The 19,576-nt window shown below is 66.3% G+C and carries 16 protein-coding genes; 2 read left to right on the top strand and 14 right to left on the bottom strand.

What is annotated here, in order from left to right:
* Window positions 1-2: 2 nt before the first annotated feature.
* The 14 genes from nuoN to AC1MGR_RS04225 form a co-directional block, all read right to left on the bottom strand.
* The gene (nuoN, locus tag AC1MGR_RS04290; RefSeq protein ID WP_108035451.1) at window positions 3-1,445 is read right to left on the bottom strand and encodes an NADH-quinone oxidoreductase subunit NuoN; all 1,443 of its coding nucleotides are present in this window, start codon (window positions 1,443-1,445) and stop codon (window positions 3-5) included.
* Between the two features lie 13 nt (window positions 1,446-1,458).
* A complete protein-coding gene (locus AC1MGR_RS04285) occupies window positions 1,459-2,982 on the bottom strand; it encodes an NADH-quinone oxidoreductase subunit M (protein ID WP_480233769.1) in 1,524 nt (507 codons plus the stop codon).
* 31 nt (window positions 2,983-3,013) lie between these two features.
* On the bottom strand, window positions 3,014-5,113 hold the full coding sequence (gene nuoL / locus AC1MGR_RS04280) for an NADH-quinone oxidoreductase subunit L (protein WP_480233768.1): 2,100 nt from the start codon (window positions 5,111-5,113) through the stop codon (window positions 3,014-3,016).
* 148 nt (window positions 5,114-5,261) lie between these two features.
* On the bottom strand, window positions 5,262-5,567 hold the full coding sequence (gene nuoK, locus AC1MGR_RS04275; protein WP_003598182.1) for an NADH-quinone oxidoreductase subunit NuoK: 306 nt from the start codon (window positions 5,565-5,567) through the stop codon (window positions 5,262-5,264).
* A 43-nt stretch (window positions 5,568-5,610) separates the two neighbouring features.
* On the bottom strand, window positions 5,611-6,231 hold the full coding sequence (locus AC1MGR_RS04270) for an NADH-quinone oxidoreductase subunit J (protein WP_056214617.1): 621 nt from the start codon (window positions 6,229-6,231) through the stop codon (window positions 5,611-5,613).
* Between the two features lie 217 nt (window positions 6,232-6,448).
* Window positions 6,449-6,937, bottom strand: a complete 489-nt coding sequence (gene nuoI / locus AC1MGR_RS04265) for an NADH-quinone oxidoreductase subunit NuoI (protein ID WP_055947361.1) — start codon at window positions 6,935-6,937, stop codon at window positions 6,449-6,451.
* 24 nt (window positions 6,938-6,961) lie between these two features.
* The gene (nuoH, locus tag AC1MGR_RS04260) at window positions 6,962-7,984 is read right to left on the bottom strand and encodes an NADH-quinone oxidoreductase subunit NuoH (protein ID WP_108035454.1); all 1,023 of its coding nucleotides are present in this window, start codon (window positions 7,982-7,984) and stop codon (window positions 6,962-6,964) included.
* A gap of 12 nt (window positions 7,985-7,996) precedes the next feature.
* Window positions 7,997-10,078: an NADH-quinone oxidoreductase subunit NuoG gene (gene nuoG / locus AC1MGR_RS04255; RefSeq protein ID WP_480233767.1), complete on the bottom strand. Its 2,082-nt coding sequence runs from the start codon at window positions 10,076-10,078 to the stop codon at window positions 7,997-7,999.
* A gap of 45 nt (window positions 10,079-10,123) precedes the next feature.
* Complete coding sequence (gene nuoF, locus AC1MGR_RS04250) at window positions 10,124-11,425, bottom strand: NADH-quinone oxidoreductase subunit NuoF (RefSeq protein ID WP_480233766.1); 1,302 nt, start codon at window positions 11,423-11,425, stop codon at window positions 10,124-10,126.
* 1 nt (window position 11,426) lies between these two features.
* Complete coding sequence (gene nuoE / locus AC1MGR_RS04245; protein ID WP_480233765.1) at window positions 11,427-12,530, bottom strand: NADH-quinone oxidoreductase subunit NuoE; 1,104 nt, start codon at window positions 12,528-12,530, stop codon at window positions 11,427-11,429.
* Window positions 12,531-12,549: 19 nt separating this feature from the next.
* A complete protein-coding gene (locus AC1MGR_RS04240; RefSeq protein ID WP_108035458.1) occupies window positions 12,550-13,740 on the bottom strand; it encodes an NADH-quinone oxidoreductase subunit D in 1,191 nt (396 codons plus the stop codon).
* Between the two features lie 16 nt (window positions 13,741-13,756).
* A complete protein-coding gene (locus AC1MGR_RS04235) occupies window positions 13,757-14,404 on the bottom strand; it encodes an NADH-quinone oxidoreductase subunit C (protein ID WP_108035459.1) in 648 nt (215 codons plus the stop codon).
* Window positions 14,405-14,419: 15 nt separating this feature from the next.
* Window positions 14,420-15,007: a NuoB/complex I 20 kDa subunit family protein gene (locus AC1MGR_RS04230; RefSeq protein ID WP_103708330.1), complete on the bottom strand. Its 588-nt coding sequence runs from the start codon at window positions 15,005-15,007 to the stop codon at window positions 14,420-14,422.
* 60 nt (window positions 15,008-15,067) lie between these two features.
* Complete coding sequence (locus AC1MGR_RS04225) at window positions 15,068-15,433, bottom strand: NADH-quinone oxidoreductase subunit A (RefSeq protein ID WP_055948771.1); 366 nt, start codon at window positions 15,431-15,433, stop codon at window positions 15,068-15,070.
* A 425-nt stretch (window positions 15,434-15,858) separates the two neighbouring features.
* Here AC1MGR_RS04225 and AC1MGR_RS04220 point away from each other — a divergent pair, with 425 nt between their 5' ends.
* Window positions 15,859-16,992: a glycosyltransferase family 4 protein gene (locus AC1MGR_RS04220; protein ID WP_108035460.1), complete on the top strand. Its 1,134-nt coding sequence runs from the start codon at window positions 15,859-15,861 to the stop codon at window positions 16,990-16,992.
* Between the two features lie 160 nt (window positions 16,993-17,152).
* The gene (locus AC1MGR_RS04215) at window positions 17,153-19,483 is read left to right on the top strand and encodes an amylo-alpha-1,6-glucosidase (protein ID WP_480233764.1); all 2,331 of its coding nucleotides are present in this window, start codon (window positions 17,153-17,155) and stop codon (window positions 19,481-19,483) included.
* The last annotated feature ends 93 nt before the right edge of the window (window positions 19,484-19,576 follow it).

Raw genomic sequence — 19,576 nt, 5'->3', positions numbered from 1 at the left:
ACCTAGAACAGCGACTTGGCGGCGGCGCTCGCGGCCCCGACGATCGGACCCGGCACGATCCCGAGCAGGACCACCACCACGCTGGACAGCGCGAGCACGATGCGGGCGCCCGGCGGCATCGGCTCGTAGGCGGCGACCGGCTCGTCGAAATACATCACCTTGACGAGGCGCAGGTAGTAGAACGCCCCGACCACGCTGGTGACCACGCCGATGATCGCCAGGGCGACGAGGCCGGATTTGATGGCCGCGAGAAAGACGTAGTACTTGGCGAAGAACCCGGCCAGCGGCGGGATGCCCGCCAGGGAGAACATCATCGCAGCGAGGCAGAAGGCCATCACCGGATGGGTGCGCGACAAGCCGGCGAGGTCGTCGACGGTCTCGAACATCCGCCCGCCGCGCCGCAGCGACAGCAGCACCGCGAAGGCGCCCAGCGTCATCGCCAGGTAGATGATCATGTAGACGACGACGCCGCTGATGCCCTCCTGCGAGCCGGCGGCGAGGCCCACCAGGGCGTAGCCGACATTGCCGATGGAGGAATAGGCCATCAGGCGCTTCAGGGAGCGCTGGCCGATGGCGGCGAAGGAGCCCAGCGCCATCGAGGCGATCGCCACGAAGACGATGATCTGCTGCCAGACCGCGGTCACGTCCGGGAAGGCGCCGATGAAGAGCCGCACGGTCATCGCCATGGCGGCCATCTTGGGCGCGGAGGCGAAGAAGGCGGTCACGGGCGTCGGCGAGCCCTCGTAGACGTCGGGCGTCCACATGTGGAACGGCACGGCGGCGAGCTTGAAGGCGACGCCGGCCGCCACGAAGACGATGCCGAGCACGATGCCGAAGCCCGCCGTGCCGTCCAGCGCCGCGACGATGCCGGGGAACGAGACCGTGCCGGTGAAGCCGTAGACCAGGGAGGCGCCGTACAGGAGCATGCCCGAGGAGAGCGCCCCGAGGACGAAGTACTTCAGCCCGGCTTCCGTGGATTTCAGGTTGTCGCGGTGGAAGGCCGCGATGACGTAGGCGGCGAGCGACTGCAGCTCGAGTCCGAGATAGAGCGCGATCAGGTCGTTGGCCGAGGCCATGACCATCATGCCGATGGTGCAGAGGAGCAGCAGGATCGGGAACTCGAACCGGTCGATGCGCTCGCGCTGGAAGTAGTCGCGCGAGAGAAGGATCGTGGCCGCCGAGCCCAGCAGGATCAGCGCCTTCATCACCTTGGAGAAGTTGTCGACGATGAAGGAGCCGTTCAGGGTCGTGATCTTGGCGCCCGACTGGGACATGACCGCGAACAGCGCGACCACCAGCAGGATCAGCGCGCCGACATTGACGCCCTCGGCGGAGCGTTCGCCCCGGAACGCACCGTAGAGGATCAGCGCCAGCACGCCGAGGCTGAGGATCAGCTCCGGCAGGGCGGGCCCGAGCGCGGGCAGGACGATCTGAGCGGCGTTCATCGGGTCAATGCCTTCAGCGCGACGCGGGCGGCAGGGTGGCCGCGGCGGTCTGCGTGTTCGAGAGCGCGGTCCGCATGCTCTGCATCAACGCTTCCGTCGAGGGCGCGAAGGTGTCGAGCACGGGGGCCGGGTGGACGCCGTAATAGATCGTTAGGGCGACGAGCGGCGCGATGATGATCTTTTCGCGCAGGTCCAGGTCGAGGATGCCCTGCAGGTTGGGCTTCTCGAGCTTGCCGTAGATCACGCGGGCATAGAGCCAGAGGGCGTAGCCGGCCGACAGGATGATGCCGAACACCGAGAAGAACGCCACCGTCGGGTTGGCCCGGAAGGCGCCCATCATGGCCAGGAACTCGCCGACGAAGCCGGAGGTGCCGGGCAGGCCGACATTGGCCATGGTGAAGACCATCATGGCCGCGGCGTAGAGGGGCATCCGCTTCACGAGTCCGCCATAGGCGGCGATCTCGCGGGTGTGCATCCGGTCGTAGACCACGCCGACGCAGAGGAAGAGCGCGCCGGAGACGATGCCGTGCGAGATCATCAGGAACAGCGCGCCCTGGATGCCCTGCGTGTTCAAGGTGAAGAGGCCGAGCGTCACGAAGCCCATATGCGCCACCGAGGAATAGGCGATGAGCTTCTTGATGTCGGTCTGCATCAGGGCGATCAGCGAGGTGAAGATGATCGCGATGACCGAGAGGGCGAACACCATCGGGGCGAAGGCGTGGCTCGCGTCCGGGAACATCGGCAGCGAGATCCGGATGAAGCCGTAGCCGCCCATCTTGAGCAGGATGCCCGCCAGGATCACCGAGCCGGCCGTGGGCGCCTCCACGTGCGCGTCGGGCAGCCAGGTGTGGACCGGCCACATCGGCATCTTCACCGCGAAGGAGGCGAAGAAGGCCAGCCAGAGCCAGGTCTGCAGCTCCACCGGGAAGCGGGTGTGCAGCAGGGTCGGGATGTCGGTGGTGCCGGCGTGCCAGTACATCGCCATGATGGCGAGCAGCATCAGCACCGAGCCGAGCAGGGTGTAGAGGAAGAACTTAAAGCTGGCGTAGATGCGCCGCTTGCCGCCCCAGATGCCGATGATGAGGAACATCGGGATCAGGCCGGCCTCGAAGAACAGGTAGAACAGCACCAGGTCGAGGGCGCAGAACACGCCGATCATCGTCGTCTCGAGGACGAGGAAGGCGACGAAGTACTCCTTCACCCGGGTGTTCACCGAGAGCCACGAGGCGCCGATGCAGAACGGCATCAGGAACGTGGTCAGCAGGATCAGCGGCATCGAGAAGCCGTCGACCCCGAGCTTGAACCGGGTGGCCTCGCTCAGCCAGGCATGGGTCTCGACCAGCTGGAAGCTCGCCGTGGTCGCGTCGTAGCGGCCCCAGGCCACCAGCGAGAGCAGGAAGGTGGCCAGCGTGCTGATGAGCGCGGCCCAGCGGGCGTTGCGCTTCGAGGCCTCCGTCTCCTCGCCGAGGGTGAGGATGAAGGCCGCGCCGCAGAGCGGCACGATGAGAAGGCCGGAGAGGATTCCGAGGCCTAGCATGAGCGGGCGCTCCGATACGTGACAGCGGCCATCAATGGGCGACCTTGGGCAAGCCGGTCAGCATGTACCAGCTGATGATGGCGGCGACGCCGACGAGCATGACGAAGGCGTAGTGATAGACGTAGCCGGTCTGGAAGCGGACCACGCCGCGGGTCACGTCGAGGACGCGGGTGGCGATGCCGTCCGGGCCCATGCCGTCGATGACCCGGCCGTCGGCCTCCTTCCAGAGGAACTTGCCGAAGTCCTTGGCCGGGCGGACGAAGATCCGGTCGTAGAGCTCGTCGAAGTACCACTTGTTGAGCAGGAACCGGTACAGGCTCGGCTGCTGCGCGGCGAGCTGGCCCGGCAGCTCGGGCCGGCGGATGTACATCCAGTAGGCCAGCACGAAGCCGATCAGCATCATGATGAAGGGCGAATAGGCCACCAGCGCCGGCACCGAATGGATGTCGTGCATGATGTGGTTGTCGGGGCCGTGGCCGAGGGCGTGGCCCCAGAACGACTCCATGCCCTCGCCGATGAAGCGGTTCTTGAAGATCAGGCCGGCGAAGAGCGCGCCGAAGGCCAGGATGCCGAGCGGGATCGTCATCACGAGCGGGCTCTCATGCGGGGTGTGCGCATGGTCGTGGTGCTCGATGGCGCTGTGCGAGGCCGGCTCGACGTCGTGGCCCTTGTCGTCGTGGGCCACGCCCTCGTGGTGGCCCGGCGCGCCGTCGGCCTCGGCCGACGCGCCCGCATGCTGTGCCACCGCGTGGTGGTCGTCGTGGTGATGCGCCCCGTGGCCGGCCCAGCGGGCGGGTCCCTCGAAGGTCATGAAGAACAGGCGCCAGGAATAGAACGAGGTCATCAGCGCGGCGACGACGGTGCACAGGAAGGCGAGCGTATGCCCGGGCCGGGTCGAGGCGTAGGCCGCCTCGATGATCGCGTCCTTCGAGTAGTAGCCGGCGGTGAAGGGAAAGCCGATCAGCGCCAGGGTGCCGATGGTCATCATCGCCGAGGTGAAGGGGATGTAGCGGCGGAGATTCCCCATGTTCCGCATGTCCTGCTCATGGTGCATCGCGTGGATGACCGAGCCGGCGCCGAGGAACAGCAGCGCCTTGAAGAACGCGTGGGTGAAGAGGTGGAACACGGCGGCCGAGTAGGCGCCCACGCCGAGGGCCACGAACATGTAGCCGAGCTGCGAGCAGGTCGAGTAGGCGATCACGCGCTTGATGTCGTTCTGGACGAGGCCGACCGTGGCCGCGAAGAACGCCGTGATGCCGCCGATGACCGTGACCACGATGAGGGCGTTGGGGGCGAGCTCGAAGACCGGCGACAGGCGCGCCACCATGAACACGCCGGCCGTCACCATGGTGGCGGCGTGGATCAGCGCGGAGACCGGGGTCGGCCCCTCCATGGCGTCCGGCAGCCAGGTGTGCAGCAGGAACTGGGCCGACTTGCCCATGGCGCCCATGAACAGCAGCAGGCAGGCGAGCGTCCAGGCGCTCCAGTCGTAGCCGAGGAAGTGGAAGGTCGCGTCCTTGATTTCGGCCGCCCGGGCGAAGATGCCGTCGAAGGCGATCGAGCCCGTGAGCACGAAGACGAGGAAGATGCCCAGGGAGAAGCCGAAGTCGCCGACGCGGTTGACGATGAAGGCTTTCATGGCCGCGGCGTTGGCCGAGGGCTTCTCGTACCAGAACCCGATCAGCAGGTAGGAGGCGAGGCCGACGCCTTCCCAGCCGAAGAACATCTGCACGAGGTTGTCGGACGTCACCAGCATCAGCATGGCGAAGGTGAAGAGCGACAGGTAGGCGAAGAAGCGCGGCCGGTGCGGATCCTCCTCCATGTAGCCGATGGAGTAGAGGTGCACGAGGGTCGAGACCGAGGTCACGACCACCAGCATGATCACCGTCAGGGTGTCGATGCGGAAGGCCCAGTCGACCACCAGGTCGCCGGCGGTGAACCAGGTCGCGACCTGCACGCGGGTGGCGTGCTCGGTGCCCGGCACCTCGAGGAAGGCGCCCCAGGACAGCAGCGCCGAGAAGGCGAGGAGGCCGGTGGTGATGCCCTCGCTGAGCTTCGGGCCGAGCTGGCGGCCGAACAGGCCGGCGAGCAGCGCGCCGACGAGCGGGAGGAAGACGATCGCGTGATACATCGCTGGCTTGTCCGGCCTCCTGGGTCCGCCCGGTCCCCGCGCGCGGCGCGGGGTGCCCGTGCGGCGCCCTGTGGGGTTCGTGTCACCGCCCCGGCGGCGCGCGCACCGCGCTGCCGGGCGTCAAATCGAATGTCGTCGCGGTCCCGCGTCAGCCCTTCATCATGCTGACGTCCTCCACCGCGATCGAACCGCGGTTTCGGAAGAACACGACGAGGATGGCGAGGCCGATGGCCGCCTCCGCCGCCGCGACCGTCAGCACGAACAGGGCGAAGACCTGACCGGTGATGTCGTTGAGGTGCGTCGAGAAGGCGACGAGGTTGATGTTCACCGCGAGCAGGATCAGCTCGACCGACATCAGGATGACGATGACGTTCTTGCGGTTGATGAAGATGCCGAGCACGCCGAGCGTGAACAGGATCGCGGCGACCGTCAGGTAATGGCTCAGGCCGATCATCGGATGTGGCTCCCGGTCTCTGCCGTTCGAGGTCCGCCGGCCATCAGACTTCGACGCCCTGGCGCGAGGGCACCTTGCGGGTCTCCACCGCCATGGTCTGCGTGCGCGCGTTCTGGACGGCGATGTTCTGGCGCTTGACGCCCGGACGGTCGCGCAGGGTCAGCACGATGGCGCCGATCATCGCGACGAGCAGGATCAGGCCAGCGAGCTGGAAGAAGAAGACGTAGTCCGTGTAGAGCACCCGGCCCAGCGCCTGGGTGTTGGTGACCGCCTCGGCGCTGGCCACCGGACCGAGGGGCGCCTGCACGAGGCCCGGATCGATGGTCCAGGAGCCGACCACGAGCAGCAGCTCGATCAGGAAGACGGCCCCGATCAGCGCGCCGATGGGCAGGTATTGCTGGAAGCCCTGGCGCAGCTGCGCGAAATCCACGTCGAGCATCATCACGACGAACAGGAACAGCACCGCCACCGCGCCGACATAGACGACCACGAGGATCATCGCGAGGAACTCGGCGCCCATCATCACGAACAGGCCGGCGGCGTTCACGAAGGCCAGGATGAGGAAGAGCACGGAGGCCACGGGATTGCGCGAGGCGATCACCATGAAGCCCGAGGCGATGGTCACACCTGCGAACAGGTAGAAGAAGGCAGCGGCTGCGCTCATGCGATTCTAGAGATCAGCCGTCCCGAGGACGGCCCCTTCTGCCGAAATTGTGCCACGGCCCACCGGCCGCCCGTCTATAGAACCCGCCCCTGCGGTGCACAACCGCCTCGGCGGGCCCCGGACGACTCCGTGGGCACGGAATCGCCCCTCTGTCTCATCCGCGGGGCGCGCCGAGGGGCGCGCTCGGCGGCAGGGCACCCTTCGCGGCGTGTCGCCCTCAGCGGTAGGGCGCGTCCACCGCGAGGTTGCGGGCGATCTCGCGTTCCCAGCGGTCGCCGTTCAGGAGGAGCTTCTCCTTGTCGTAGAGGAGCTCCTCGCGGGTCTCGACCGAGAACTCGAAGTTCGGCCCTTCCACGATCGCGTCCACAGGGCAGGCCTCCTGGCACATGCCGCAATAGATGCACTTGACCATGTCGAGGTCGTAGCGGGTCGTGCGGCGGGTGCCGTCGTTGCGGCGCGGGCCCGCCTCGATGGTGATGGCCTGGGCGGGGCAGATGGCCTCGCACAGCTTGCAGGCGATGCAGCGCTCCTCGCCGTTGGGATAGCGGCGCAGGGCGTGCTCGCCCCGGAAGCGCGGGCCGCGATGGCCCATCTCGAAGGGGTAGTTGATCGTGGCCTTCGGCTTGAAGAAGTACTTCATCGCCAGGACGAACCCCGACGCGAACTCCTTGAGCAGCAGACCCTTAGCGACCTGATCGAGCTTCATGGCTCGGATCTCCGTGAGGGGTTGTCAGGCGCCCGGCGCGAGGCCGGTGAGCTTGAGGACAAAGGCGACGACGATGACCGAGACGAGCGAGAGCGGCAGGAACACCTTCCAGCCGAGGCGCATGAGCTGGTCATAGCGGTAGCGCGGCACCATGGCCTTCACCATGGCGATCATGAAGAAGAGGAAGCTCGCCTTCAGGGCGAACCAGATCAGGCCCGGCACCCAGGTGAAGGGCGCGAACGGGATCGGCGAGAGCCAGCCGCCGAGGAACAGCACCGTGCCGAGCGCGCACATGGTCATGATGGCCACGTACTCGCCGAGCATGAAGAGCAGGTACGGGGTCGAGGAATACTCAACCATGTAGCCGGCCACGAGCTCGGATTCGGCCTCCGGCAGGTCGAAGGGCGGGCGATTCGTCTCGGCCAGCGCCGAGACGAAGAACACCACGAACATCGGGAACAGCCAGAGCCAGTACCAGCCCAGGATGCCGAGGCTGGTGTCCTGCGCCATGACGATGCGCGAGAGGTTCAGGGAGCCGGCGCAGAGCAGGACGCAGATGATGACGAAGCCGAGGGAGACTTCGTAGGAGATCATCTGCGCGGCCGACCGGAGGGCGCCCAGGAAGGCGTATTTCGAGTTCGAGGCCCAGCCGCCCATCAGGACGCCGTACACGCCGAGCGACGAGATCGCGAAGATGTAGGTGATGCCGACGTTGAGGTCGGCGATGGCCCAGCCCTCGGCCAGGGGAATCACCGCCCAGGCGGCCAGCGCCAGGGTGGCGAAGACCAGGGGGGCCAGCAGGAACAGGGCCTTGTTGGCGCCGGCCGGAATCACCGGCTCCTTCAGGACGAACTTCAGGAGATCGGCGAAGGACTGGAACAGGCCCCAGGGCCCGACCACGTTCGGGCCGCGCCGGAGCTGCACCGCCGCCCAGATCTTGCGATCGGCCAGCAGCGCGTAGGCGATGAAGACCAGCAGCAGCGCCAGGAGCACGAAGCTCTTGAGCGCCAGCAGCAGGACGGTGCCGAGGACTTCCCAGAAGGTCATCGCAGGAGATCCTTATTCGGCCGCTTCGAGGCCGCGCACCCGGGCGAGGCTCGAACACTCGGCGAGCACGCGCGAGGCGCGGGCGATCGCGTTGCTGAGGTAGAAGTCCGGCACCGCCGACGCGAAGGCCGTCCGGGTCGGCTCGCCGCCGAGACCCGACAGCGTCTCCACCGTGGCGACCGCATCGCTCGGGGCGATGGTGTCCAGGGCCGCGAAGTGCGGATACTCCGCATAGAGCGCCCGGCGCAGGGCCCCCAGCGAATCGAACGGCAGGCGCTTGCCGAGCACGTCGGACAGGGCGCGCAGGATCGCCCAATCCTCGCGGGCATCCCCCGGCGGGAAGCCGGCGCGATTGGTGGTCTGGACCCGGCCCTCGAGGTTGACGTAGGTGGCGCTCTTCTCGGTATAGGCCGCCCCCGGCAGGACGACGTCGGCCCGCGTGGCGCCCTGGTCGCCGTGGGTGCCCTGGTAGATCACGAACGCGCCCGGATTCAGCGCGACCTCGTCGGCACCCAAGTTGTATACCACGTCGAGATTTCCACCCGTCGCGATCCCCGCGAAGTCCAGGCCGCCCTCCCCCGGCACGAAGCCGAGATCGAAGGCACCGACCCGGGCCGCCGCGGTCTGGAGCACGCCGAAGCCGCTCCACTCGGGCGTCACGGCGCCGATGTCGCGCGCGAGCTTCGCCGCCGCGGCCAGTATCGCGGCGCCGTCCGGCCGCGCCAGCGCGCCGGTGCCGACGATGACCAGGGGCCGGCTCGCCGCCTTCAGCGCCTCGGCGAAGCTGTGCTGACCGGAGGCGAGGTCGGCCAGGGTCTCCGGTCCGGCGCCCAGATAGGTATGCGGGTAGGTGAGATCGACGGGCTCGCCGATAAGGCCGACCGCCAGGGGGCCCATGCGCCAGCGCTTGCGGATGCGCACGTTGAGGAGGGAGGCTTCCAGGCGCGGGTTGGTGCCGATCAGAAGGATCGCGTCCGCCTCCTCGATCCCGGCGATGCCGGTGCCGAGGGTGTAAGCGGCCCGGCCCCAGGCCGGGTCGATCGCCTCGCCGGCCTGGCGGCAGTCGAGGTTCGTCACCCCGAGGGAGGTCATCAAGGCCTTGAGCGCGTAGGTTTCTTCGACACCCGCGAGGTCGCCGACCACAGCGCCGATGCGCTTCGGATCGGTGCCCTTCACCCTCGCGGCGATGGCGGCGAACGCCTCACCCCAGGAGGCCGGGCGCAGACGCCCGTTCTCGCGCAGGTACGGCCGGTCGAGGCGCTGGCTGCGCAGACCGTCCACGGCGTGCCGGGTCTTGTCGGAGATCCACTCCTCGTTGATCCCCTCGTGCACGCGCGGCTCGATCTGCATGACCTCGCGCCCGCGGGCATCGACCCGGATCGCGCAGCCGACGGCGTCCATCACGTCGACGGATTCGGTCTTCGACAGCTCCCACGGCCGCACCTCGTAGCTCTGCGGCTTGTGGACGAGGGCCCCCACGGGGCAGAGGTCGGCGACGTTGCCCTGAAGCTCCGAGCCCATGGCGGATTCAAGGTAGCTCGTGATCTCCATGTCCTCGCCGCGCCCGATGGCGCCAAGATCCGGCACGCCGGCGACCTCCGCCAGGAAGCGGACGCAGCGGGTGCAGTGGATGCAGCGGTTCATGGCCGTCCGCACCAGCGGGCCGATGTACTTCTCTTCCACGGCGCGCTTGTTCTCGCCGTAGCGGGTTGAGTCCACGCCGTAGGCCATCGCCTGGTCCTGCAGGTCGCAATGCCCGCCCTGGTCGCAGATCGGGCAATCGAGGGGGTGGTTGATGAGGAGGAACTCCATCACCCCCTCGCGGGCCTTCTTCGTCTGGCCCGAGCGTGTCAGCACTTCCGGCGGCTCGCCGTTGGGGCCGGGCCGGCAATCCTTCACCGCGTAGGCGCAGGACGCCACCGGCTTGGGCGCGCCCTTGAGCTCCACGAGGCACATCCGGCAATTGCCCGCGATGGACAGCCGCTCGTGGAAGCAAAAGCGCGGGATCTCCGCGCCTGCAACCTCGCAGGCCTGGAGCAGCGTGTACTCCGCCGGAACATCGACCTCGGTGCCGTCGACGACGATCTTGGTCATGCGTGGGTCTCGGTCTCGAAACTTAAGGACGGGGCGAGGGGCGGATCACTCCGCCGCCATCGGCACCGGATCGGAATGCGGGTTGGCGCTGTAGCGGTCGATGCGCTTCTCGATCTCAGGTCGGAAGTGCCGGATCAGGCCCTGGATCGGCCACGCCGCCGCGTCGCCGAGCGCGCAGATGGTGTGACCCTCGATCTGCTTCGTGACGTCGAGGAGCATGTCGATCTCGCGACGCTGGGCCCTGCCCTCCGCCATGCGCAGCATCACGCGCCACATCCAGCCGGTGCCCTCGCGGCAAGGCGTGCACTGGCCGCAGGATTCGTGCTTGTAGAAGTAGGCGATGCGGGCGATGGCCGAGACGATGTCGGTGGACTTGTCGAGGACGATCACCGCCGCCGTCCCGAGGCCGGAGCCCAGGTTCTTGAGTGTGTCGAAGTCCATCTTGGCATCGATGATCTGCTCGGCCGGCACCAACGGCACCGAGGAACCGCCCGGGATGGAGCAGAGAAGGTTGTCCCAGCCGCCGCGCATGCCGCCGCAATGCTTGTCGACGAGTTCGCGGAACGTGATCCCAAGCTCCTCCTCGACGTTGCAGGGCTTGTTGACGTGGCCAGAGACGCAGAACAGCTTGGTTCCGGTGTTGTTCTTGCCGCCGAGCCCAGCGAACCAGGCACCGCCCCGGCGCAGGATGGTACCCGCCACCGCGATCGATTCGACGTTGTTGACCGTCGTGGGGCAGCCGTAGAGACCCATATTGGCCGGGAACGGAGGCTTCAGGCGCGGCATGCCCTTCTTGCCTTCGAGGCTTTCCAGCAGCGCCGTCTCCTCGCCGCAGATGTAAGCGCCGGCCCCGTGGTGGACGTAGATGTCGAAGGGGTAGCCGTTGACGTTGTCCTTGCCGACGAGGCGGGCTTCGTAGGCCTCATCCACCGCCCGCTGGAGGGCGTGCTTCTCGGCCACGTACTCGCCGCGGATGTAGATGTAGCAGGCATGCGCGGCCATCGCGAAAGAGGCCAGCATGCAGCCTTCGATCAGGAGGTGCGGATCGTGCCGCATGATCTCCCGGTCCTTGCAGGTGCCCGGCTCCGACTCGTCGGCGTTGACGACGAGGTAGTGCGGGCGCCCATCCGACTTCTTGGGCATGAACGACCACTTGAGGCCAGTAGGGAAGCCAGCGCCGCCGCGGCCACGCAGGCCGGATTGCTTCATCTCGTCGATGATCCAGTCGCGGCCCGTCTCGAGCAGGAACTTGGTCCCGTCCCATGCGCCCCGTTGCTTCGCAGCCTCCAGCCCGGGGGAGTGCAGGCCGTAGAGGTTCGTGAAGATGCGATCCTGATCGGCGAGCATGTCAGTTCCCCTTCTTTGGGGCGGGAGACCGGGGAGTCGACGGCTTGGTGGTCGAGGCCTTCACCGGAGATGCCTTCGCCTCGGTCGGCTCTGCGGCCACGGCTTGCGAACTGGCGCCCGATGCGGTCGGCTGCGACGGTGGTTCGTTGCGCGGCAGATCGGACTGGGTGCCCGCCTCCGCACCTGCGGCCTCCATCTTGGCGACGGTTTCCGGCGCGGATGCGGTCGGAGCCGTTGGCCGAGCGGTCGAGCCCGTCCCGTCGGCGGCGATCGCCTTGTCGTCAGACTTCACCGGGGTTTCACCGGCCGCGGCCCGCTGAGCGGGGGCATCGGTCGCCGGCGTTTCGACCGCCCGCCCGGCATCGGGACGCGCGGGCTTCGGCTCGACCGCAGCGCGCTGCTCCGACGATGCAGCCTCGGCCTTGCCCTGCTCGCTACCTTCCTCGGCGTCCTTCTCTTCGAAGCGCTTGCGCCAGGCCCCGACGCGGGACCCGTCGAACAGAGTCGCGTCGGTGAGCGTATCGGCCCCGCCCAGCGGCTCGGAGGAAGTCCGCCCCACCTGCGATCCGACCTTGACGGGCCGCCCGGCGGCGAGGTCGTCCATAAGCTTCCCGAGGAGATCGGGCGTCAGATCCTCGTAATAATCCTGATTGATCTGTGCCATTGGCGCATTGCAGCAGGCACCCAGGCATTCGACTTCGAGCCAGGAGAAATTGCCGTCGGCGCTGACATGCCCCGGGGCGCCGAGGCGGTGGTGCAGGTAGTCCTTCAGCTCACGGGCGCCGCAGGAATCGCACGGGACGGTCCCACAGAGCTGGATCCAAAATTTGCCCACCGGCTCCAAGGCGAACATCGTGTAGAAGGTTGCAACTTCGAGCACCCGGATATGCGGCATGCCGAGTTCGTCAGCCACCGCCTCGATGGCCTTCTGCGGCAGCCAGCCTCCGTTCTGCTCCTGCGCCTTCCAAAGCAGCGGGATCACCGCCGAGGCCTGGCGGCCCTCAGGATACTTCTCGATTTGGCCCTTCGCCCAATCGGCGTTCTCGGACGAGAACGCGAAGGTGGCGGGCTGCTCGGCAGCGGGGGCGAGTCTGCGGTTGGCCATCAGTTTCGAACCTTGATCCTCACCGGTCCACTTCGCCGAACACGATATCCAGCGTGCCGAGCACGCAAGACACGTCGGCCAGCATGTGGCCTCGGCACATCCAGTCCATCGCCTGAAGGTGGGCGAAACCGGGAGCGCGGATCTTGCAGCGGTAGGGCTTGTTGGTGCCGTCGGCCACGAGGTAGACGCCGAACTCGCCCTTGGGTGCCTCGACGGCGGCATAAACCTCGCCGGCCGGCACGTGGAAGCCTTCGGTGTAAAGCTTGAAGTGGTGGATCAGCGCTTCCATCGAGCGCTTCATCTCGCGACGCGGCGGCGGTGCGATCTTGCCGTCGGTGGCGGCGATCGGTCCCTGGCCGGCAGGCTCGCGCAGCTTGATGCAGCACTGCTTCATGATCTTGGCCGACTCGCGCATTTCTTCCATGCGGATGACCTGGCGATCGTAGGTGTCACCATTCTTACCCACGGGGATGTCGAATTCCATCTCCTCGTAGGCCTCGTAGGGCTGCGACTTGCGCAGGTCCCACGGGATGCCCGAGCCGCGCACCATGACGCCGGAGAAGCCCCAGGCCATCGCCTCGTCCACGGTGACGATGCCGATGTCGACGTTGCGCTGCTTGAAAATGCGGTTGCCCATGACGAGGTTGTCGAGGTCGTCGACCACCTGCAGGAACGGATCGATGAAGGCCTCGATATCGTCGATCAGTGCGGGCGGCAGGTCCTGATGGACGCCACCGGGCCGGAAATAGTTGGCGTGGAGACGAGCACCCGACGCGCGCTCGTAGAAAATCATCAGCTTCTCACGCTCCTCGAATCCCCAGAGCGGCGGTGTCAGGGCGCCGACATCCATGGCCTGCGTGGTCACGTTGAGGAGGTGGGAGAGAATGCGACCGATCTCGCAGAACAGCGTGCGGATCAGTTGCGCGCGACGCGGCACCTCGAGCCCTAGCAGCTTCTCGATGCCGAGGCAGAAGGCGTGCTCCTGGTTCATCGGCGAGACGTAGTCGAGGCGGTCGAAGTAGGGCGTCGCCTGGAGGTAGGTCTTGTGCTCGATCAGCTTCTCTGTGCCGCGGTGCAGGAGGCCGATATGCGGATCGACGCGCTCGACGATCTCGCCGTCGAGTTCCAGCACGAGGCGTAGCACGCCGTGCGCCGCCGGATGCTGCGGCCCGAAATTGATCGCGAAGTTGCGGATATTGTGCTCGGTCATGCCCTCGCTCCGCCGCTCAGGTCGACGTCTTCTCGTCGCCCGGGAGCACGTACTCGGTGCCCTCCCACGGCGAGAGAAAGTCGAAGTTCCGGAATTCTTGTGTGAGCTTCACCGGCTCATAGACCACGCGGGCCTCGTCCTGATCGTATCGGACCTCGACGAAGCCGGTCAGTGGAAAGTCCTTGCGGAGGGGATGCCCCTCGAATCCGTAATCGGTGAGCAGTCGGCGCAGATCCGGGTGTCCCGAGAACAGGATGCCGTAGAGGTCGTAGGTCTCGCGCTCGAACCAGTTCGCGGCTGGAAACACCTCGATCACCGAGGGCACCGGCGTCTGGTCGTCGGTCTGCACCTTTACCCGAATGCGTGCGTTATGGCGCAGCGAGAGCAGGTGATAGACGACGTCGAAGCGCTTCTCGCGGGCCGGGTAGTCGGCGCCACAGATGTCGATGAAGCACCGGAATGCGCAGGCCGGGTCGTCGCGCAGGTAGGTCAGCGCGTAGACGACGTCGCTGGCCTGCACCACGAGAGTCAGCTCGCCGAACGCGATGGTGCGGGAGACGATCGCAGGCCCTAGCGCTCCGGCGATATGGTCGCTGATCCGCTGCAGGGCGCCGACGCCGGATTCCGGCGCGGTGTGGGCGAGGATGCTGATGCCATTGGTCATGCCGGGCGTCCTTCCTCAGCGCTCGATCGTACCAGTACGGCGGATCTTCTTCTGGAGCAGGAGCACGCCGTACAGTAGCGCCTCGGCCGTGGGCGGGCAGCCCGGGACGTAGATATCCACCGGCACCACCCGGTCGCAGCCGCGGACCACCGAGTAGGAGTAGTGGTAGTACCCGCCGCCATTGGCGCAGGAGCCCATGGAGATGACGTAGCGCGGCTCCGGCATCTGGTCGTAGACCTTGCGAAGGGCCGGGGCCATCTTGTTGGTCAGCGTGCCGGCGACGATCATGACGTCGGACTGCCGCGGGCTGCCGCGTGGCGCAAATCCGAAGCGCTCGCAGTCGTAGCGCGGCATCGACATCTGCATCATCTCGACGGCGCAGCAGGCGAGGCCGAAGGTCATCCACATCAGCGACCCGGTACGGGCCCAATTGATCAGGTCATCCGTCGACGTGACGAGGAAACCGCGATCGGCGAGCTCGTCGTTGATCGACAGGAAGGTCGGATCGTTGGCGCCGATCGGCAGCCCCGTATTGGGATCGATGATCCCCTTGGGAGCTGGCGCGATCGCTGGGGCGCGGGAGAGGTCGGGGCTGAAGGCCATCGGTTTCTCGGGATCAGGCTTCGGACAGGCAGGCTTCGTGGGCAGCGCGATTCGGAAGCGCTAATCCCATTCGAGGGCGCCCTTGCGCCACTCGTAGACGAAGCCGACGGTCAGAACGCCGAGGAATGCCATCATTGACCACATGCCGAACCATCCGAGCTCGCCGAAGGAAATCGCCCACGGAAACAGGAATGCGACCTCGAGGTCGAAAATGATGAACAGGATCGCGACGAGGTAGAAGCGCACATCGAACTTCATGCGGGCATCGTCGAAGGCGTTGAAGCCACACTCGTAGGCCGACAGCTTCTCCGGATCAGGGCTGTTATAGGCAACCAGGAATGGCGCAACCAGCAGAGCCGCGGCAATGAACACCGAGACGCCGATAAAGACGATGAGGGGCAGATAGTCTGCCATCAGGCCGGACATGCGGGACCTCTCGTGTTCGCGGACGATTGCGACGCCTTCGGCACCGTCGGCCACATGGAATTGCTCCAATGCCAGACTGCGCAGGCGCGAGGCTTAGACGACCCCCCGGAGTGAAACAAGGGCATCGTGCGTCGCACAAAATCGGCCATGCGCCTCAGGTAGTTCTTCCCCCGTTCCGAGCAACACGACGGATGCGCGCAGGGGACCTCACGGCGGGGTTCTTGCCTGTACGGTCATAGGCTTGTCTGGCATGCCACGCCGCGCCGCGCACGAGGATATCGGGGACATCACGCGCCATTTGTCAGATGGCTCTGGCAGCGGTTCGCGAACGGGAACCATAACCTTGGCCGTCCGTTTCGTTCATGTCCCACTCAGGCCGGATCGCGTTAGGTCGGCGCAACGTTCGACCTCATAGGAGACGCTTCGTGCGCATTGCCCAGATTGCTCCGCTTTCGGAGGCCGTACCCCCGAAGTTCTATGGTGGTACCGAGCGCGTTGTGTCGTGGATTACCGAGGAACTGGTCCGCCAGGGTCATGACGTGACTCTGTTCGCCAGCGGTGATTCTGAGACTTCGGCCAAGCTGGCGGCCTGTACGCCGGAGGGCCTCCGCCTTCTCGGCTACCGGGACCACACCGCGAGCCACCTCGCCATGCTGCACCATGTGCACAAGCGGGCACACGAGTTCGACATCCTGCACTTCCACATCGATCTGCTTCAGTATCCGATGTTCGAGGATCTGAATCACAAGTGCCTCACTACGATGCACGGCCGCCTGGACGTACCGGATTTCATGCCGGTCTACCGGACCTTCACCGGCATGCCGCTGGTGTCGATCTCGGACAATCAGCGCGATCCGATGCCCGAGAACGTCAACTGGCTCTCGACCATCCACCATGGCCTTCCGGCTCAGAACTGCCCCTTCTATCCGGAGTCGAAGGGCGGCTACCTCGCCTTCCTCGGTCGTATCTCCCCGGAGAAGCGTCCGGATCGCGCCATCGAAATGGCCATCCGCTCCGGCGTGCCGTTGAAGATCGCCGCGAAGGTTGACAAGGCCGATCAGGATTACTGGGATGAGGTCATCGAGCCGATGATCCATCATCCCCTTGTCGAGTTCATCGGCGAGATCAATGAGGAGCAGAAGAAGGACTTCCTCGGCAACGCGCTCGCGCTCGCCTTTCCGATCGACTGGCCAGAGCCCTTCGGACTGGTGATGATCGAGGCGATGTCGGCCGGCACGCCGGTGATCGCCTTCCGCAACGGCTCCGTGCCGGAAGTCATCGCCGACGGCGTCTCCGGCGTCCTCTGCGAGACGATGGATGATGCAGTGGCGGCCGTCCACACCGTGAAGACGATGAGTCGAGCCGGCGTGCGCAAGCACTTCGAGAGCAACTTCACCGCCGAGTGCATGGTACGCAAGTATGTGGCTGCCTACGAGCAACTGCTTGCCGGTGCGAACTCGGTGATCAAGCTGCCGCATGCTGGTGCATTTTCCTCGCATTACGGCGAGATGAACGGCTCCGCTCTGCCCCAGATCTCCGTCGCTGCAATGCCGGCCTGAGACGGGCCGAGCCGGCTCCGCCCGGCATCGGTTTTGCTCGCCGCCGGATAGGCTGGCGCCGCAAGATTGCCGCACTACCTCTGCCACTGAGGGCCGCCGCGCCGCATCATGCGACCGGCGGCCCTTTTGATTCGACCCCCCATTTCGGAGACGCTCAGGCATGGCAGCGGATACACTGAAGGCGACCTCCGAGCCCGCGATCGAGACGCGAATCCCCCGGGGCTTCCAAGATGCCGACGAAGTCCTGCCGCAGTACCACATCGAGGCGCAGACCTCCCTGGTCGAGCGTCCGCTGCGCTCGCTGAAGTATGGCGAAGCCTTCGCGGTGCTCGACAGTTACGGCGACATCGGCGTGCTCCCTGGCCCCGAGGGCCTCTACTTTCAGGATACCCGCTACCTTTCGCGCCTGCACGTCACCATCGAGGACCAGCGCCCGCTACTGCTGTCCTCCGTAATGCAGGACGACAACGGCGCTCTCAGCGTCGACATGACGACGCCGGACATCCGTATCGATGCCCATGACGAAACCACGATCCCCCGTGAGCTGATCGCGATCGAGCGCACCAAGTTCCTGTTTAAGGGCGCCTGCTACGACCGGATTGGTCTGCGCAACTATGACTCCCGGCACTGGCACTTGAAGGTCGCTGTCACCTTCGACGCGGATTTCCGCGACCTCTTTGAGGTGCGTGGCATGGACCGCCCGGTGCGCGGCAAGCGCAGCGTCCAAGTGGCGAGCGAGTCCGAGGTGCAATTCCGCTACGCCGGCCTCGACGAGGTCGTGCGCACCACGAGTCTGCATTTCGGGCCGGTGCCGAAGCACATCGAACCGGGCCGCGCCGAGTTCATCGTCTCCCTGCCGCCGGGGGGACGTGCCTCGTTGTTTCTGCGGGCCGTTTTCGAATCGCACCGTGCCTTTACGAGCGCCCCCGCTGCCGAGCGGGTCGGCGAGGATGCCGCCGCCGGTCTGTCGCGCGCCGCAGGCAGCTCTGCGGCCCCGCGCCATCCGAAGGGTCTCGCCGAGGGCGTCATCTTCGCCCGCGCCTACCGCGATTCGCGCCGCGACCTGCGCCAGCTTACCGCCGGCATCACCACGATCATCTCGTCGAACGATCAGTTCAACGAGGCGGCCTGCCGGGCGACCGCCGACCTTTACATGCTCGCGAGCCGGACGCCCGAGGGTATCTACCCCTTCGCCGGTATACCCTGGTACTCCACGGTGTTCGGGCGCGACGGCATCATCACCGCGATGATGGCACTTTGGATCGACCCGAACTTCGGCAAGGGCGTCCTGCGCTACCTCGCCTCGACCCAGGCCAAGGCTGTCGACCCGGCCGCCGATGCCCAGCCCGGCAAGGTGCTGCACGAGACCCGGCGCGGCGAGATGGCCATGCTCGGCGAGGTGCCGTTCCGGCACTACTACGGCACCATCGATGGGACACCCCTCTTCGTGATGCTGGCCTGGGAGTACTATGCCGTCACCGGAGACCTAGAGACCATCTCGGCGATCTGGCCCGCATTGGAACTCGCCCTGACCTGGATGGACGAGTACGGCGACCGGGACGGCGATGGGTTCGTCGAATATGCCCGTGACACCGACAAAGGCCTCGAAAACCAGGGCTGGAAGGACAGTCACGATTCCATCTTCCACACGGACGGCAATCTCGCGAAAGGGCCGATCGCACTCTGCGAGGTCCAGGGCTACGTCTATGCTGCCAAGAACGGGGCCGCCAAACTCGCCTCGCTCCTGGGCCATGACGATCTCGCGCAGCGTCTCGGCGGAGAGGCGCAGGTTCTGCGCGAAAACTTCGACAAGGCATTCTGGTGCGAGACGATTGGCACCTACGCCCTCGCCCTCGACGGTGAGAAGCGGCAATGCGCCGTGCGTTCGTCCAATGCCGGCCACGCGCTCTTCACCGGAATCGCGCTGCCGGAACGGGCAGCGAGCGTCGCCGCAAATCTCCTGTCAAAGGACGGTTTCAACGGGTGGGGCGTGCGCACGATTGCCCGTGGCGAAGCGCGCTACAATCCAATGTCGTACCACAACGGCTCGATCTGGCCGCACGACAACGCACTGATCGCCCTCGGGCTGGCACGTTACGACCTGAAGCCGGAAGCCTCGCGGATCTTCGAGGGGATGTTCGACACCGCCCTTTATCAAGATCAGAAGCGCCTGCCTGAACTGTTCTGCGGCTTCATGCGGCGCCACCAGCGGGGTCCCGTCTCCTACCCTGTCGCCTGCTCGCCGCAGGCCTGGGCCGCGGCAGCGCCCTTCGCCTTCCTGGCGGCCTGCCTCGGGCTGGAGATCGACCACGACCGCAATCGGGTTCGCTTCCGCAACCCGACCCTGCCGCCTTTCCTCGACGGCGTCTCGATCTTCAACCTGAAGATCGGCTCTTCGCGCGTGGACTTGCGCCTGCAGCGCTATGGAGAAGACGTCACGGTCAACGTGCTGCGGCGGACGGGCGACGCGCAGATCTCGCTCCTGAAGTAAAAGTTAAAAAATGGGCAGCGCCCTTTTTGGGGGCGCTGCCCATTGAAGCGACCTCCCCCGCTCCAGCGGTCGCGAATTTCGACGTGGGCCGAT

This window comes from Methylobacterium sp. BI1 (assembly GCF_056680125.1).
The sequence above is the reverse complement of the archived record's forward strand: the minus strand, read 5'-3'. Positions and strand labels throughout refer to the sequence as shown.

Bases quoted from the DNA above. Each gene is read 5' to 3' on its own strand.
- nuoN (WP_108035451.1), bottom strand. From the start codon at position 1,445: ATGAACGCCGCTCAGATCGTCCTGCCCGCGCTCGGGCCCGCCCTGCCG.
- AC1MGR_RS04285 (WP_480233769.1), bottom strand. From the start codon at position 2,982: ATGCTAGGCCTCGGAATCCTCTCCGGCCTTCTCATCGTGCCGCTCTGC.
- nuoL (WP_480233768.1), bottom strand. From the start codon at position 5,113: ATGTATCACGCGATCGTCTTCCTCCCGCTCGTCGGCGCGCTGCTCGCC.
- nuoK (WP_003598182.1), bottom strand. From the start codon at position 5,567: ATGATCGGCCTGAGCCATTACCTGACGGTCGCCGCGATCCTGTTCACG.
- AC1MGR_RS04270 (WP_056214617.1), bottom strand. From the start codon at position 6,231: ATGAGCGCAGCCGCTGCCTTCTTCTACCTGTTCGCAGGTGTGACCATC.
- nuoI (WP_055947361.1), bottom strand. From the start codon at position 6,937: ATGAAGCTCGATCAGGTCGCTAAGGGTCTGCTGCTCAAGGAGTTCGCG.
- nuoH (WP_108035454.1), bottom strand. From the start codon at position 7,984: ATGACCTTCTGGGAAGTCCTCGGCACCGTCCTGCTGCTGGCGCTCAAG.
- nuoG (WP_480233767.1), bottom strand. From the start codon at position 10,078: ATGACCAAGATCGTCGTCGACGGCACCGAGGTCGATGTTCCGGCGGAG.
- nuoF (WP_480233766.1), bottom strand. From the start codon at position 11,425: ATGCTCGCCGATCAGGATCGCATCTTCACGAACCTCTACGGCCTGCAC.
- nuoE (WP_480233765.1), bottom strand. From the start codon at position 12,530: ATGGCCAACCGCAGACTCGCCCCCGCTGCCGAGCAGCCCGCCACCTTC.
- AC1MGR_RS04240 (WP_108035458.1), bottom strand. From the start codon at position 13,740: ATGACCGAGCACAATATCCGCAACTTCGCGATCAATTTCGGGCCGCAG.
- AC1MGR_RS04235 (WP_108035459.1), bottom strand. From the start codon at position 14,404: ATGACCAATGGCATCAGCATCCTCGCCCACACCGCGCCGGAATCCGGC.
- AC1MGR_RS04230 (WP_103708330.1), bottom strand. From the start codon at position 15,007: ATGGCCTTCAGCCCCGACCTCTCCCGCGCCCCAGCGATCGCGCCAGCT.
- AC1MGR_RS04225 (WP_055948771.1), bottom strand. From the start codon at position 15,433: ATGTCCGGCCTGATGGCAGACTATCTGCCCCTCATCGTCTTTATCGGC.
- AC1MGR_RS04215 (WP_480233764.1), top strand. From the start codon at position 17,153: ATGGCAGCGGATACACTGAAGGCGACCTCCGAGCCCGCGATCGAGACG.